The organism is Ochrobactrum sp. 19YEA23, assembly GCF_029909865.1.
Classification (GTDB): domain Bacteria; phylum Pseudomonadota; class Alphaproteobacteria; order Rhizobiales; family Rhizobiaceae; genus Brucella; species Brucella gambitense.
On record NZ_JASAMQ010000016.1, the window covers coordinates 45826 to 59718 of the forward strand.

The window sequence follows — 13893 nt, forward strand, 5'->3', positions numbered from 1 at the left end:
TTAAGGAAATGACTGCGCTTTGTTACCGGCTTTTGATGCCGAGACCGAAGGCAATATAGGTCCAGCCCTGGAAAATCAGATCGATGGCCAGGAAAAGGCCGAGGATGAACAGGCTGTTGACCGGCCATTGAATGGCGATGATGAGGCCGAGCAGCGCGGTGATGACGCCACCGGCCACGATCCAGCCCCAGCCGGATGTCGGTTTCGACTTGAAGCCCATCCAGACGCGGAAAAGGCCGGAGCCGAGAAGGGCTGCCGCCAGCAGGAATGTCAGGATGCCTGCCGCCAAAATGGGATTGATGAAGGTGACGACACCCGCTGCCGCATAAAGCAGGCCGCTCAGGAGCCAGAAGAAAAACCGGCCCCAGGTCTTCACACCGAAAGCATGGATGATTTCGATCACACCGGCGATCAGCATCATCATGCCGACATAGTAGACAGAAACCACCGTGGCCAGCACCAGATTGCCGAAGGCAATGCCGCCCAGAATGAGAAGCGCCACGCCGAGCGCAACGAACCATCCCCACTTGGATGTCAGCTCTGTCGGTAACACCGGATTGTCGAAATCTTTGTTCGTCGTTGCCATCGAATAACCCTCTTGTCCCTCGAATTGTCGTGACCCAATTTTCGTAACCCAAGCAACAATATAAGGCATGCGGAGCGTTTGACCAGCTTTGGCCGCGCATGCCGATCCGGACAGCCTGTTTGGCGCGTAAAGCTGCAGCGGTTTCCGAGACGGGAGACGATATCTCTTTGTTTTTGCGCATAAACTAATTCGCGGACGCAACACCTTTTTGGCCCGTTGGCCTCTATCTCTTTGCCGTTACACCTGTTTTAATCTCTATCGGCTACATATTTCAGGAACTTGACGCGGGGGCGCTGCCGGTTTCCCGGTACTCAATTGTTGTTGGAAAAGTCTGTTCGATGTTCGATCTGGTTTCCCATTATTGGCCGCATATTCTGGCTGTCCTGTCGATTGTGCTGGGCACGATAGCGGCTATTCATGCGACCATGACCAAGGACGAAGTGCGCACAGCACTTGGCTGGGTTGGCGTGATCGTGCTGTCGCCCATTGTTGGGGCTGTGGTCTATGCCATTGCGGGCGTCAACCGGATCAGGCGCTCGACACTCACCCAGCAGCGCGCGCAAGGGCATATTGCGCTTTATCACCTCTCGCATTTCGACACGACCAACGACCTGGTGCGCGCCGCATTCGGACGACAGTTCGGCGCGATGAAAATTCTGGGCGATGCCGTCAGCCTTTATGATTTCACCAGCGGCAATCGCATCGAAATGCTGGAAACGGGTGACGAGGCCTATGCCGCCATGCTGGAAGCCATCGGCAAGGCCGAGCGCAGCATCTTGCTGGAAACCTATATTTTCGACCGCGACGCCATAGGCATTCAGTTTGCCGAGGCGCTGGGCGCTGCCGTCAAGCGGGGCGTGGAAGTGCGGGTGCTGATCGATGCGGTCGGCGCACGTTATTCCATCCCGAGCATTGTGAGCCTGCTCAAGGAAAATGGCGTGACGGTTGATGTCTTCAACGGCAACATCATCATCGGCCTGCGCCTGCCTTATGCCAATCTGCGCACGCACCGAAAAATCCTTGTCGTGGACGGGCGATACGGCTTTACCGGCGGCATGAATATCCGCGCCGGCTTCGTGCGGGCGATTGCTGGCGATGCAGTGGCAATCGATACGCATTTCCGGCTTGAAGGACCGGCCATTGCCGATCTCTTCCACATCGCTTCCGAGGACTGGCGATTTGCAACGGGTGAATTGCTGACCGGTGACGCATGGCGCATTGCCGCACCCGAAAGCCCGCCGGGTACAGGTACGCTGGTGCGCGTGGTCGGCTCCGGCCCCGACAAGAATGTCGAAACCAACCATCGCATGATGATGGGTGCCTTCTCGATAGCCGAGCAGCATATCCTCATCATGTCGCCCTATCTGTTGCCGGATCGGGAACTGATCAGTGCGCTGGTCACGGCGGCGCGGCGCGGCGTGTCGGTGGATATCGTCGTGCCGGGGGTCAACAATCTCAAGCTCGTCGACCGAGCGATGCGCGCCCAGTTCGACCAGCTTTTGAAGGATGGCTGTCGGATCTGGCGCGCGGGCGGCGCGTTCAACCATTCCAAGCTGATGACGATTGACGGCACCTGGTCCTATGTCGGCTCCTCGAATATCGATCCGCGCTCGTTGCGGCTCAATTTCGAGATCGATCTGGAAATTCTGGATCGCGATGTGGCGCGTCAGGTGGAAGAACGGATCGGCAAGGTTATCGAGGAGAGCCGTCAGGTCAATCTCACGCGTCTCAAGAACCGCCCGTTTCTGGTGCGCCTGATCGACCGGATCATCTGGCTCGGTTCGCCCTATCTATGAGCCGGTTCTGCTTGCGGGTATCTCTGGATTGAGATTGTGCAACAGGTCTATTTATTTTCACGCATTTCCAGACGCAAAACCGTTTCACACTTTTGCTGGAAATGCTCAATCGCCGTCTTCAGGTCAAGATGCGCCTTGATCGGCAGATGGTCGGATGCCATGCGCGCCAGCGGCGTGTTGTGAACCTCCACCGATGTCACGAGATTATGCGGCGCGCCCATCACCCGGTCGAGCGCGAAGACCGGAAAACGTGACGGAAAGCTCGGTACCGCCGTTGCAACATGGTTGAAGGTCGGCATAAGCGCGGCGAGCGAAGAACGCTTGCCGATACGCCATTCATTGAGGTCGCCGATCAACAGCGTCGGCAGCGTGTCGGCCTCTTGCAAGGCGGTGAGGATGCTTTCCGCCTGCTGCTCGCGGGAGCGTTTCAGGAGGCCCAGATGCGCGGCGATCACGCGCAACGGTCCCGCCGGAAATTGCAGGTCGGCCACAAGCGCGCCGCGCGGTTCCACGCCCGGTAGTTTCAGCTGCTGCACATTGCGGACGATACCTTCGCGAAACAGCAGCACATTGCCGTGCCAGCCATGCCCCTTGGGCATCGTGGAGGTGATGGGGACGGGAATGAGGCCGTGGCGACGCTCCAGCAAGCCAAGATCGAGAAGCCCTGACCGTTCACCGAAACGCTTGTCGGCTTCCTGCAACGCTATAACGTCCGCGTCGATTTCGCTGATGACATCTGCGGTGCGCTGCGGATTGAACTGCTTGTCGATGCCGATGCATTTGTGAACATTATAGGATGCAATAACAATATCACCGCCAGTGATATTGGCGTTGAGAGGCCTGAAACCCGGCCTGTTGCGGATCGCCGTCAGGATCGACTTCGATATCCGGTTTGCTTCCTTTTTCTTCTGCACCCTTTTCACCCTTAAGGTCGTCAGTTCAAGATCAATATTTCAAATCTATACTCTTCTATATAGATAGTTTGCTATGCAATTTGAACAGAGCGGTTAAGCACAAATGAGTGTTTAGATGGCGAATATTCAGCGGGCAATGAAGCGAACCAGCCTGTCGGTCAGGCCGCGATAGGGCGGCTTGATGAGGTCGCTCGGGGCAGGCGCATATTTCGTCAATATCGGCATGGCCTTGGAAAAGGTCAGGAAACCATCATAACCGTGATACTGGCCCATGCCGCTTGCCCCGACACCGCCGAAGGGCAGGCTGGTGCAGGCAAAATGATAGAGCGTGTCGTTGATGCAGACCCCGCCTGCAACCACATGGGCGAGGATCGTCTCGATCTCGGCTGTATTTTCGCTGAAACAATAAAGCGCCAGCGGGCGATCATGGCCAAGCACATGGGCAATGGCGTCATCGGTCGAGCGATAGCTGATGATCGGCAGCAGCGGTCCGAAAATCTCTTCCGCCATGATGGTGCTGGTCGCTTGCGGCTCAAGAATAAGCGTCGGCGTCATGAGGCGCGGTTCGGCGGATGGCGCGAGCAGCTCGACGATGCCTTCGCTCTTGTCCTTCGCACCGGCCAGCAGGCCGGTTAGCCGCTGCAATTGCGCATCGTTGATAATGGTGGTGCGGTCTGGATCTGCGGACGCGCCGCCAAAACGAGCCTGTATTTCCGCGCGCAGCAGGGCAATGAATGCGTCGCGTTTGCTGTGGTGGATCAGTACATAATCCGGCGCGATGCAGGTCTGTCCGGCATTGAAGAACTTGCCGTTAGCGATGGCGCGTGCGGCCCGAACCAGATTGGCGTTTTCGCTGACGATGGCCGGAGACTTGCCGCCAAGTTCCAGCGTCACCGGCGTCAGATTGGCCGCTGCTGCCGCCATGATCTTGCGCCCGACGGCGGTGGAACCGGTAAAGAACAGATGGTCGAAAGGCAGGCTGGCAAAGCGGGCCGAAAGCGCTGCATCGCCTTGCACCACGGCAACGCGATTGTCCGGAAAGACCGTGCTGATGAGCTTTTGCAGAAAGGCCGCCGTCTGCGGCGTGTGTTCGGACGGTTTGATCAGAACGTGATTGCCTGCGGCAATGGCCGCCACCAGCGGCGCGAGCGCCAGATTGACCGGATAGTTCCACGGCGCGATGACGCCCACGACGCCGAGCGGCACGAAGCGAAGCTCTGCTTTCGCCGGCCATAATTTCCAGCCCGCCTTGCGGCGTTTCGGCTTCATCCAGCGCTTGAGATGATGCAGCGCATCATCGATTTCGGCAAAGACCACGCTGGCTTCACCGAGCAGAGTTTCATGGGCGGAGCGGTTTCCAAAATCGGCGCTGATCGCCTTCGCCATGTCGTCAAGCCGGGCCGCCAGACCAGCGCGCAGGCGCTTGAGATCATCGATGCGCTGCTCATAGGGCGGGCGATGATCCAGCCATGACTGACGCAGACTGGCGAAAACTGCGTCAAGATTATCGCTCATGGGTGAAATCCTCCGTCGACCGGGCGAACAGGAACTGCGCCACATAATAGGTGGCGAGCACCCAGAACCCGCTCAGCGGAATATCGAAGCGAAACCGGTCATAGGCCAGCAGCGTGTCGCTGACCATGAAGCACACACCGCCCAATGCCGCCAGCCAGGCGGCATAGTGTTGCGGTGTTTCCGGTTCGGTGCCGGTTGCCCGGCTGAAAGCCTGCGCGGCCATGACGCCGAGAGCCGCAGCATAGATGACGACGGGGATTTTCATGGCCCCCGGCAGGGCCGTCCAAAGGCCGGTAATCACCGCAAATGCCGCAAGCGAGAAGACGACAAACGCGCCCTTGTTCTGTGCAAAGCGGGTATGGCGCGACAGGGCGTAAATATAGGCGCAATGGGTGATGAGAAAGCAGATCAGCCCGGCCATGAAATAGTCGCTTGGCAACATCAGGAAAAAGTCGCCAAGGGCGGCGAGGGCAAGGCCGAAGGCCACGGCAAAACCATAGGATTTCGAGCGCGGCTTGCCGGAACAGAGCACTGCCGCCAGCAGCAACAGCGTTGCGGTCGGCTTGGTGAGATAATGCAGCCAGCGCCAGAAAGAGGTCTCGCCATTATAGCTCAGCAGACTGCCCGCGATGGCGCAGACCGCGCAGAACAGGAAAAGTCCATAGAGCGTCCGATTCCGCCCGAATTCCAGCAGACCCTTGTGCCGCATCTCAACTCCCCCGTTTTATGATGTGGGTTTATTCTTGTGTTGCCGCCGCCTCGCGCCGCCTTTTGCGGCCAATGCGTTCGGCACGGGTGGAAAGCTCCGTATTCCCCTCAAGATCGGTTTGCAGGATCAACCCTTCCTGCTTCAGCCACCGGATAATCTCGCCGAATGCGCGGTCGTAATCGGGCTGTTCCATGGCGGGCCTCTTAGTCGTTCTGCCGAGACAAACAACGCATAATCTATTGCTAACTATTTGTTTTTACGCATATGAAAACACAAAACCATTCCATACTTTTGCTGGAAATGCGTCCCGTTGCAAGGCGGAAAATGTCACCGTCATGAACGCTTCAAATCTTGCCGCTATCAGATAGGCTTTCTGTTTGTGAACCGGCCAAGGTACGTTTGATGAAGTCTCCGCTTTTTGTTGCAGCATTTTGCGCCGTTGTTTCTTTGACGACTGCGGCCTTCGCGCAGGATTTCAAAAAGCCCACGCTGCTTGGGGAGATCGTGCTGCCAACCGGGCTGCAAATTGCAGGTGTCGAGTTCGGCGGCATATCCGGCCTCGACTATGATACGGCGCATGACATCTACTACGCCATTTCCGACGACCGTTCCGAAAAGGCACCAGCCCGGTTCTATACGCTCAAGATTGTCGCCGACGAAAAGGGGCTGCACAGCGTCGATATCCTCTCCACCGTCACGTTGTTGAATGCCGAGGGCAAGCCCTTCGCGATCAAGGATGTCGATGCGGAATCCATTCGTTTCCATGCGGGCACCGGAACGCTGTTCTGGACCAGCGAAGGCGACAGCAACGGCAAACCCGCCGTGCGGGAATCGCGCATCGATGGCAGCCTGATCCGTGAATTTGCCTTGCCCGATTATTACATCCCGAATGGCGACGGCACACGCGGCATTCGCGACAACCTGTCCTTTGAAAGCCTGACCTTTTCGCCGGATGGCAAGACGCTGCTCGTCGGGCTGGAAAATGCGCTGCTTCAGGATGGTGACAAGGCAACGCTGGAAAAAGGCAGCCGCGCCCGCATCCTCGCCTTCAACATTCTGTCTGGCGCGGTGAAGGCGGAATATGCCTATGATACGGGGCCGATCTTCACCAAGGCGACCAAGCTGCCCTATTGGAACGACAACGGCATGTCGGAATTTCTAGCCTGGGGCGATGATCTGCTGACGGTCGAACGCTCCTATGCGCATGGCGTTGGCAGCCAGATCAATTTCTACCGCGCGCGTTTTGCTGGGGCGACCGATATTAGCGGCATGGCGACACTCAAGGATGCCTCGCTAACGCCGATGGCCAAGGAAGCTGTCCTGCGGCTGGAGGAAGGTGATTTCGGCCTCGACATCGATAATATTGAGTCGGTCACCTTTGGGCCGACAATCGACGGACGTAAAACGGTGGTCATCGCTTCCGATAATAATTTCAATCCGGAACAATTTACTCAGTTTGTCATGTTTCAGCTTGATGCAGAAGCAAATTGAATTCAGCATCAAGTATAAATCAATTAAGTAAACATGGTAATTCTTCTAAATAAACCTGCATTAACCCGATGTGGGCTTATACAGCCATAAGCTGTTCAAAATATTGTGTTTTATGAAAATTACAGTCCGGTAGCGAAAATGTGACATCAGACTGTCGTCAAATCGATTATATATTCCAACTTCACTTTTCATATTCACCATTCAAGAGGGAATACATGCTGTCACAAGCCAAGGTAGACCAACTCGGAATTACGATCGATGTGTATCAGAAAGCGGCGAAGCAGTGGGTTGCTTCCGGCATTTATGAAGGCCATCACATCGTCGTCGAAAATCAGACACAGGGTACCGCCGTCAGCGCATGGCGTGACCGGGCGCTTTCCGTTTCGGATAGCGGAACCGCATAATAGCATTTGAGTTTGTTTCAAAAGGCGGTCAACGGTTGGCCCGCCGCCAATTTCTTTTCAAAGCCGGGCTGTTACGGTCGATTTTCAGATGACTGCAACAGCCGTTACGATCAAATTCCTTGGGGCTAGCCCCCGCGTTCCTCGAACCCTTCGGCATTACCTTCGTCCACCTTGTGACGCAGATATTGCTTCAGCCGGTTGATATCCTCGCTCTGCCAGTTTTCGGCGCCGGTGATGTCACGCCAGGCTTCCAGATAATGCTCAGGGGCATAGACATGTCCATGCCCCATGGGCGCGCTGTCGGCAAATGCCATGTCGACCACCAGTTGCAGCGCGGTCACGATCGGATACCAGCGTAAATCGGCTGATACATCGGGACCGCGCGGCTCTTTCATCCAGTCCGGCTCGCGATAGAACATGCTACTGTTGAAGAACACGATGGCATCGCTGGCATATTGCAGATAGATCGTGCGCATCACGCCCCATTCGCGGCCATTGCCGGGCGCTTCGCCATTCTGGTTCATGAAGCGCACGAAGGCGCCATCGCGCACCACAGGCAGCCATTCTGGCGTATCGGCATTGCGGCTGCGCGTCAGCGAGCGCCACAGCGCGCTGGGGAAGGGCGGGCCGCTCCACAGGGCGCCATTCAGGGGCGCATCCAGTATTTCAAACAGCGATACCGAGCTTTGCGAATTGAAAGCGCCGAGGCTCAGGCCATGCAGATAGATCTTCGGCCGTTTGTCGACGGGCAGGCTTTTCCAGTAATCATAGACCGTTTCAAACAGCGCGCGCGCTGACTCCGCGCCATATTCGGGCTGGAACAGCAGCGATAGCGGGCTGTTCAGATAGGAATATTGCATGGCAATGCTGGCAACGTTACCGTCGCGCAGATATTCCAGCCCGATCATGGCGGATGGATCGACCCAGCCCGTACCGGTCGGCACGATGATCACCAGCGCGGAGCGGTCGAAACCTCCCTGCCGCTTCAGCTCTTCAAGCGCCTGTTGCGCCCGTTCCTGCGGCGTCCGGCTGACATTGAGCCCGGCATAGACGCGGATCGGGTCCATTGCCGTGCGCCCGGTAAAGGCGGAAATCTCCGCTGCGGTCGGCGCGGTGGCGACATATTCGCGCCCGGCGCGACCCAGATCCTCCCAGTTGATCAGGGAGGCGGCACTGCCGGTCTTGTCGGGAGAGGATGGCTGCACGCGGTCCGGCTCCATCAGGGAGTCGTAGCGCTTGAACGACGCATCAAGCGATTTGAAGGCCGTATTGATCAACACGCCATTGGCGACGGTCCAGATCAGAAAAGCCGTCACCGAAGCCGCAATGACGTTTGCAACGCGCCTCGGCATGATGCGGCGCATCTTCGCCGAGAAATAGCGGCCGATGCGAATGAGGATACGGGCGATGATCAGCAGTACCAGAAAGACAGCAATGGCAATCGCGGTTAGCGTCGCGGGATAGGCGGAAGGCACCGGCGGCATATCCATGGCCGTGCGGATAGAGTTCTGCCAGCCAGCGGATGAGCGAAGGGCGATTAGCGCCACGGCAAGGCAGACAATGCCCACGACGATTTTCAGGATAGCGCGCTTGCGGCCCTGTATTTCCGGCAGTTCGAGATAGCGCCACAGCGCGCCGAAAAGCACGCCGATGCCATAGCCGATTGCGAAGACCAGCCCGCACAGCGCACCCTGAATGACATAGGTGCGCGGAATGAGGCTCGGTGTCAGCGCTGCGGCAAAGAACAAGGTGCCGAACGCCAGTCCGGTCGCGCAGAATGACGAGGTGCCGCGAAAAAGGGCGAGAACGAAGGCGCGCATCAACACTTGCTCCAACGGAATTGCTCGTCTTTGGATATAGTTAGCGCAGGACAGAGTAAAGGCCGTTGGCAGGATTGCTAATCGCGCTGCAATCTCCGCGAGACGAATCAACTGAGCCGGATTACCAATTGCAAAGGGCTGCTATGCGGCGGCCCTTCGCTCTTTGTGGTCAGGGTGCTTGCGACGTATGTCCAAGCTTCTCTGAAGCCAAAGGTCGTGAGGCCGCCACTACACGGTTACTAACGCCCTGATCGCCAAGGATCGAACAGCAAGACTAGTGCTTGCTTCTATAAGACAAGGAACTCTTCGCTCTTTATGGTCAGGGTGCCCACGGCGAATGTTCAGGCTTCTCAGAAGCTAAAGGCCGTGGGGCTGTTTGAACGCGGTTTACTACGCCCTGACCACCAAGGGTCATGAGAAAAGGCATAGCCGCGCGTGCTTCCTGCGCAAAACTGCCGCTGAATATTACTTCATTCTAAAACAGAGATATCGTATGATTGCTGCGGTTATCCAGCCATCGATTTCGCTTGTTTAACAGTGCGTTGCGATCATCCGGCACAAGCCTGTCGCGTGACAGATTTTGCGTGTGACAAGCCGTCAGAAATCCTCTACGCCTAAGGGTGGACCGCTACGCGGCGGTCTGGGGTGTCGTAACCCCTCCTAGATAATGGCTGGTGTCGCCCAAAGGCACCAAACCTTCGTCCTTTATGGTCAGGGTGCCTGCGACGTATGTCCAGGCTTCTCTGAAGCTAAAGGTCGCGGGACCGTGTCTAGGCGGTTACGAACACCCTGATCACCAAAGATCGAAGGGCACAACGCGGGGGCGTACCGCGAGAGTGCACCGGGGTGGAGACTGATCGTGACAAAAATGCTCAGTTACTATGCAATCACCGATGACGTTATGCCGGAATGGGATGATGCGTTCTATGTGGACTTGTCAGAAGCCGAAGCTGCAATCCAGAGAACATTGAACGAAATCGAAGAAATGGTCGTCGTTTGGCCCAGCCGTCCGCAGCATCGTTCGAGAGCGCTTTACCTTGAGCGGATCAGCGTTCCGTTTACCGAGGAAACACTGTTTGCCTTGCTGAATAATAAGGGGCCGCTCAGCGTTTTTGCAGAGCGGGAAGTCCTCAACGTGTATTACACGTACGGAGCGACCTGGTTGGGGCCGGGCTTCTGCTCTTAGAGTACATCAGCAGGAGCGCCAGTCGGTCCTGCTGTTTTCCTGCCAGTGGGATGACGACTGCTATTCTTCCTTCTCATCGGGCATCTCTTCCGCCTTGCCGAGCAGCAGTAGATGATACCGTTTCAAGCGTTCGAAATGAGCGTCCATCGCGCGAGCGACTTGAGAGGAATTTTTGACGGCGACGAAATGGCCCACGATCTGGGCGTAATGGCTTGCCTGTCTGGGAAGCCGCTGTTCGGGCTGTTTGCGATCATCTATTTCTTCGTCAGACATCACTTGGACGATCTGGAACGGTTCGGGCATATCAGGAAGTTCAGTCGGCATCTTGGGCAGTGTGCCATTCATCAACTGAGAACGCGGGTCTAGATGATGGAATAGGACAGCTTCAAGGCCATTAATTTCTGCCTTGTCCTCGACAGGAAAGGCCCAAACAAATGCGATCTCCCAGACATCGATCTGACGGTTGGCGATGATGTCTGATCGAGCAGAAGTCAGATGGCGACTGACACGCGAACGAATGCCGTCTTTTGACTGACCAACATAGATCGGTACGTTATCCAAGTCAGCAAGGACATAGACGCCGATCCGATTGGTGAGTGAGCGTACTGCACTCTTTCGGAAAGCAAAATTAACGGCCAAGAGATGCTACTTTGTTGCTGTCGATTGCTGCTATTTGTTTTCCAATAGCCAGCGGCTCGAAGAGATAATGGGAGAGGAACCGAACGACGGGGACAGCTACGCCGTCACCAGTCAGGTGATAAGCTTCGTTATACTTTTTCGGTAGTCTGTAGCTCTCTGCAAGCCCCATTAAGCGGGCGGTTTCACGCGCAGAGATCAACCGGGAGCGGACTCGCTCACCCTCGACCACCAAAAGCGTCTGCCTTGAAGATCCGCCATTCGGCGTACGAAGGCATCCGGCAATATCGTCAAACCGGACTTCAGCGCGAACAACGCGCCCATTGGCTTCAGGCCTTGTACGCTTGTAGACGCCCCCGACGATACGCCTTTCGGCCCGTTTGGCGGCTTCGACTTTCGCCACATTGACGGGAGTCATAGACGCTAGAAGCCGGTTGGTTTCAGCAGGCGTATGCCACTTAACATCGACAGGGTGATCCTCGATAATATCTGAGAATGTCGTGGTGCGGAGCGGTGGAGAAGGTAGATTCCACCAAACCCAATCGGCCTTCGCATTGTCGCTGATACGGGCATACGCATTTTGGAGACTGCGCGTATGGAACGGTACAGTCGCCCCAGGAGACAACAGACAAGGATCTATCGCAATGTCCTTGCGAACGCCGACCACGAATAGGCGCGGACGAGAGTGCGGCAAAAACAACTCAGCATCAATAACAAGCGCCCCATAGCGGTAGCCTGCATCCGAGAATGTTTGGCAGATCGCCCGAAAGTCGGCGCCTTGATGCGAGGTGAGCGCGCCGCAGACGTTCTCTAGTGCGATCACTTTGGGGCTGCGTTGGTCTCGAATCAGGCCGCGCATAACGTCCCAGAAAGGATAAAACGTCCCAGATCGTTCGCCTTGTAGACCAGCTCCGCCGCCCGCCAAAGATAAATCTTGGCAGGGGAATGAACCCCATGCGAGATCAGCCGTGCTTGAGAGCATCTTGGTGGTCACATTGCGAACGTCACCCACAAAGAGCTCGCCGCCCGTTCCCCAATTATCTTGATATGTCAGACCCTTTTTACCGTCAAAGTCATTTGCAAATAGGCACTGCCAGTCGGAACCAAGACCGGCTCTCGCCATTCCAGCACCTGCAAAAAACTCGTAGAATGAAAAGGTCTTGGACATAAAATCCCCACGCAGCCGATTTGTATTCACTGAATAATGAATCAAATTGGTTTCTGATTTGTTCCCATTCTAGCATGGCTCATTGATGACCAGCAACCGCTTGCCCACAGCAAAGAAAAGCGCCGAAATGGCGTTAGTTCGGTCAAAGAACACCGCTCCTGAGTTGACGGTGCGCCGAGCGCTTCATGCTCTGGGAATCAGGTTTCGGCTTCATAGAAAAGACTTGCCAGGCACGCCGGATATCGTGATGCCGGCCATGAAAGCGGTGATACGTGTCCAGGGATGTTTTTGGCATGGCCATGATTGTCCGCGAGGAATGCGTAAGCCGAAGACCAACACTGACTACTGGGCCGCAAAGATAGCACGCAACATTGCGCGAGATGTGAAAACGGAGGCGGAGTTGACCGCGCTCGGCTGGAACGTCACGACTGTCTGGGAGTGTGAACTCAAGGAGAAGGACGGTGTCGCGAAGTTATTGCTTGATCGTCTGCCGCGCAAATTAACGTCTCGTGACCGATAGGCGCGTCGGGACGTTCACTGTCCTATGCAATGCCGACGACCATCGCTTCGTCTATCGGGTCGCTGCGAAAATGACGAACATCCCGTCGCCATTTCAGAAGCTCGAAAAAGGCGTCGCGATCAGCGTCGGTGAACTGCATATCTGTTTTCCTGAAGCTCAGGCCGGGCTTTGGCCGCACGGGGCATGCGATAGGCCCGGATAGCAAAAAAGCCCGCTTGCGCGGGCTTTTTGGGGTGCTTCTGAACCTTGGTAGTGGTCCGAAGACTTAGGAATGGTGCCCAGAAGAGGACTCGAACCTCCACGCCCTTGCGAGCGCCAGCACCTGAAGCTGGTGCGTCTACCAATTCCGCCATCTGGGCGACGAGGACCCATCTAAGGGGTCAGCTTGCCTCTGTCAATCGCGTTTTCGAAATTCAGTGAGCTTTTTTTCAAGCTGTCCGTTTTCCGTGTTGAAAACGCCATCGGGCGCGGTGTCGCGCCCGATAAAATTACTGCCAACTGTGTGTCAGGCTTCCAGAATTTCCTTAGAGGCCACAGTCGAATCAGCATTAAGCCGGTAAATGATCGGCACGCCGGTATTCAGTTCCTGCTTGAGAATCTGTTCCGGCGTCAGGCCGTCGAGCGCCATGATGAGCGCGCGCAGCGAATTGCCGTGTGCAGCCACCAGAACGCTCTCGCCGCGCAGCACATGCGGCTGGATCTGATGCAGATAATAAGGCCAGACGCGCGCGCCCGTATCCTTCAGGCTTTCGCCGCCCGGAGGAGGCACGTCATAGGAACGGCGCCAGACATGAACCTGCTCTTCGCCCCACTTGGCGCGGGCATCGTCCTTGTTGAGACCGGAGAGATCGCCATAGTCGCGCTCGTTCAGAGCCTGATCGCGGATCGTTTCGAGGCCGGACTGGCCCAGCTCATCCAGAATGTGCTGGCAGGTGGTCTGTGCGCGGCTCAGCACTGACGTATAGGCGATGTCGAATTTCAGGCCCGCAGCCTTGAGGCGCTGGCCAGCGGCTTTGGCTTCGGCATGGCCCTGTTCGGTCAGGCCCGGATCGCGCCAGCCGGTGAAAAGATTCTTCAGGTTCCATTCGCTTTGGCCATGGCGAACCAGGACGAGAGTACGAGACATATGCAATGCTCCGTTGGTGGAA

Annotated in this window: 14 protein-coding genes, 1 tRNA gene and 1 pseudogene; 5 read left to right on the top strand and 11 right to left on the bottom strand. The window is 56.4% G+C overall.

Translation table 11 applies throughout. The features are described from left to right. Positions 1-22: 22 nt before the first annotated feature. Complete coding sequence (locus QBD01_RS24385) at positions 23-586, bottom strand: HdeD family acid-resistance protein (protein ID WP_280994904.1); 564 nt, start codon at positions 584-586, stop codon at positions 23-25. Between the two features lie 338 nt (positions 587-924). Here QBD01_RS24385 and cls point away from each other — a divergent pair, with 338 nt between their 5' ends. Next, a complete protein-coding gene (gene cls / locus QBD01_RS24390) occupies positions 925-2382 on the top strand; it encodes a cardiolipin synthase (RefSeq protein ID WP_138787240.1) in 1458 nt (485 codons plus the stop codon). Positions 2383-2429: 47 nt separating this feature from the next. Here cls and QBD01_RS24395 read toward each other — a convergent pair whose 3' ends face one another. From QBD01_RS24395 to QBD01_RS24410, 4 genes are all read right to left on the bottom strand, one after another. Continuing rightward, positions 2430-3296, bottom strand: coding sequence for an endonuclease/exonuclease/phosphatase family protein (locus QBD01_RS24395; protein ID WP_078339893.1), 867 nt, complete (start codon positions 3294-3296; stop codon positions 2430-2432). 126 nt (positions 3297-3422) lie between these two features. Continuing rightward, the gene (locus QBD01_RS24400; protein WP_280994905.1) at positions 3423-4811 is read right to left on the bottom strand and encodes a coniferyl aldehyde dehydrogenase; all 1389 of its coding nucleotides are present in this window, start codon (positions 4809-4811) and stop codon (positions 3423-3425) included. After that, positions 4801-5520 (bottom strand): lysoplasmalogenase, encoded by a 720-nt coding sequence (locus tag QBD01_RS24405; RefSeq protein WP_280994906.1) that lies wholly within the window; start codon positions 5518-5520, stop codon positions 4801-4803. The genes QBD01_RS24400 and QBD01_RS24405 overlap by 11 nt, the downstream gene beginning before the upstream one ends. Positions 5521-5548: 28 nt before the next feature. After that, positions 5549-5713, bottom strand: coding sequence for a hypothetical protein (locus tag QBD01_RS24410; protein WP_162762703.1), 165 nt, complete (start codon positions 5711-5713; stop codon positions 5549-5551). A 209-nt stretch (positions 5714-5922) separates the two neighbouring features. On the opposite strand from QBD01_RS24410, the gene QBD01_RS24415 reads away from it, so the two are divergent. Both QBD01_RS24415 and QBD01_RS24420 read left to right on the top strand, forming a co-directional pair. Beyond that, the gene (locus QBD01_RS24415; RefSeq protein ID WP_280994907.1) at positions 5923-7011 is read left to right on the top strand and encodes an esterase-like activity of phytase family protein; all 1089 of its coding nucleotides are present in this window, start codon (positions 5923-5925) and stop codon (positions 7009-7011) included. A 215-nt stretch (positions 7012-7226) separates the two neighbouring features. Continuing rightward, positions 7227-7415, top strand: coding sequence for a hypothetical protein (locus QBD01_RS24420; RefSeq protein WP_109369667.1), 189 nt, complete (start codon positions 7227-7229; stop codon positions 7413-7415). Positions 7416-7540: 125 nt separating this feature from the next. Here QBD01_RS24420 and QBD01_RS24425 read toward each other — a convergent pair whose 3' ends face one another. Beyond that, positions 7541-9235 carry an alpha/beta-hydrolase family protein gene (locus QBD01_RS24425; protein WP_280994908.1) on the bottom strand — a complete coding sequence of 565 codons (1695 nt, stop codon included), beginning with the start codon at positions 9233-9235 and terminating at the stop codon, positions 7541-7543. An 859-nt stretch (positions 9236-10094) separates the two neighbouring features. On the opposite strand from QBD01_RS24425, the gene QBD01_RS24430 reads away from it, so the two are divergent. Further along, positions 10095-10421: a hypothetical protein gene (locus QBD01_RS24430; RefSeq protein ID WP_280994909.1), complete on the top strand. Its 327-nt coding sequence runs from the start codon at positions 10095-10097 to the stop codon at positions 10419-10421. Between the two features lie 60 nt (positions 10422-10481). On the opposite strand, the gene QBD01_RS24435 is transcribed toward QBD01_RS24430, so the two are convergent. Both QBD01_RS24435 and QBD01_RS24440 read right to left on the bottom strand, forming a co-directional pair. After that, a complete protein-coding gene (locus QBD01_RS24435; protein WP_280994910.1) occupies positions 10482-11060 on the bottom strand; it encodes a GIY-YIG nuclease family protein in 579 nt (192 codons plus the stop codon). Beyond that, complete coding sequence (locus QBD01_RS24440) at positions 11050-12225, bottom strand: DNA (cytosine-5-)-methyltransferase (RefSeq protein ID WP_280994911.1); 1176 nt, start codon at positions 12223-12225, stop codon at positions 11050-11052. Before QBD01_RS24440 ends, QBD01_RS24435 begins: the two co-directional genes overlap by 11 nt. A gap of 85 nt (positions 12226-12310) precedes the next feature. Between QBD01_RS24440 and QBD01_RS24445 the strand changes: the two genes are divergently transcribed. Next, complete coding sequence (locus QBD01_RS24445; protein ID WP_280994912.1) at positions 12311-12745, top strand: very short patch repair endonuclease; 435 nt, start codon at positions 12311-12313, stop codon at positions 12743-12745. A gap of 37 nt (positions 12746-12782) precedes the next feature. Here the strand turns inward: QBD01_RS24445 and QBD01_RS24450 are convergent. The 3 genes and pseudogenes from QBD01_RS24450 to QBD01_RS24460 form a co-directional block, all read right to left on the bottom strand. Next, positions 12783-12884 (bottom strand): annotated as a pseudogene (locus tag QBD01_RS24450) (5,6-dimethylbenzimidazole synthase); the annotation flags it as partial. Between the two features lie 133 nt (positions 12885-13017). Beyond that, positions 13018-13104: transfer RNA gene (locus tag QBD01_RS24455), tRNA-Leu, on the bottom strand. A 146-nt stretch (positions 13105-13250) separates the two neighbouring features. After that, on the bottom strand, positions 13251-13871 hold the full coding sequence (locus QBD01_RS24460; RefSeq protein ID WP_078339901.1) for a 2,3-bisphosphoglycerate-dependent phosphoglycerate mutase: 621 nt from the start codon (positions 13869-13871) through the stop codon (positions 13251-13253). Between the last annotated feature and the right edge of the window lie 22 nt (positions 13872-13893).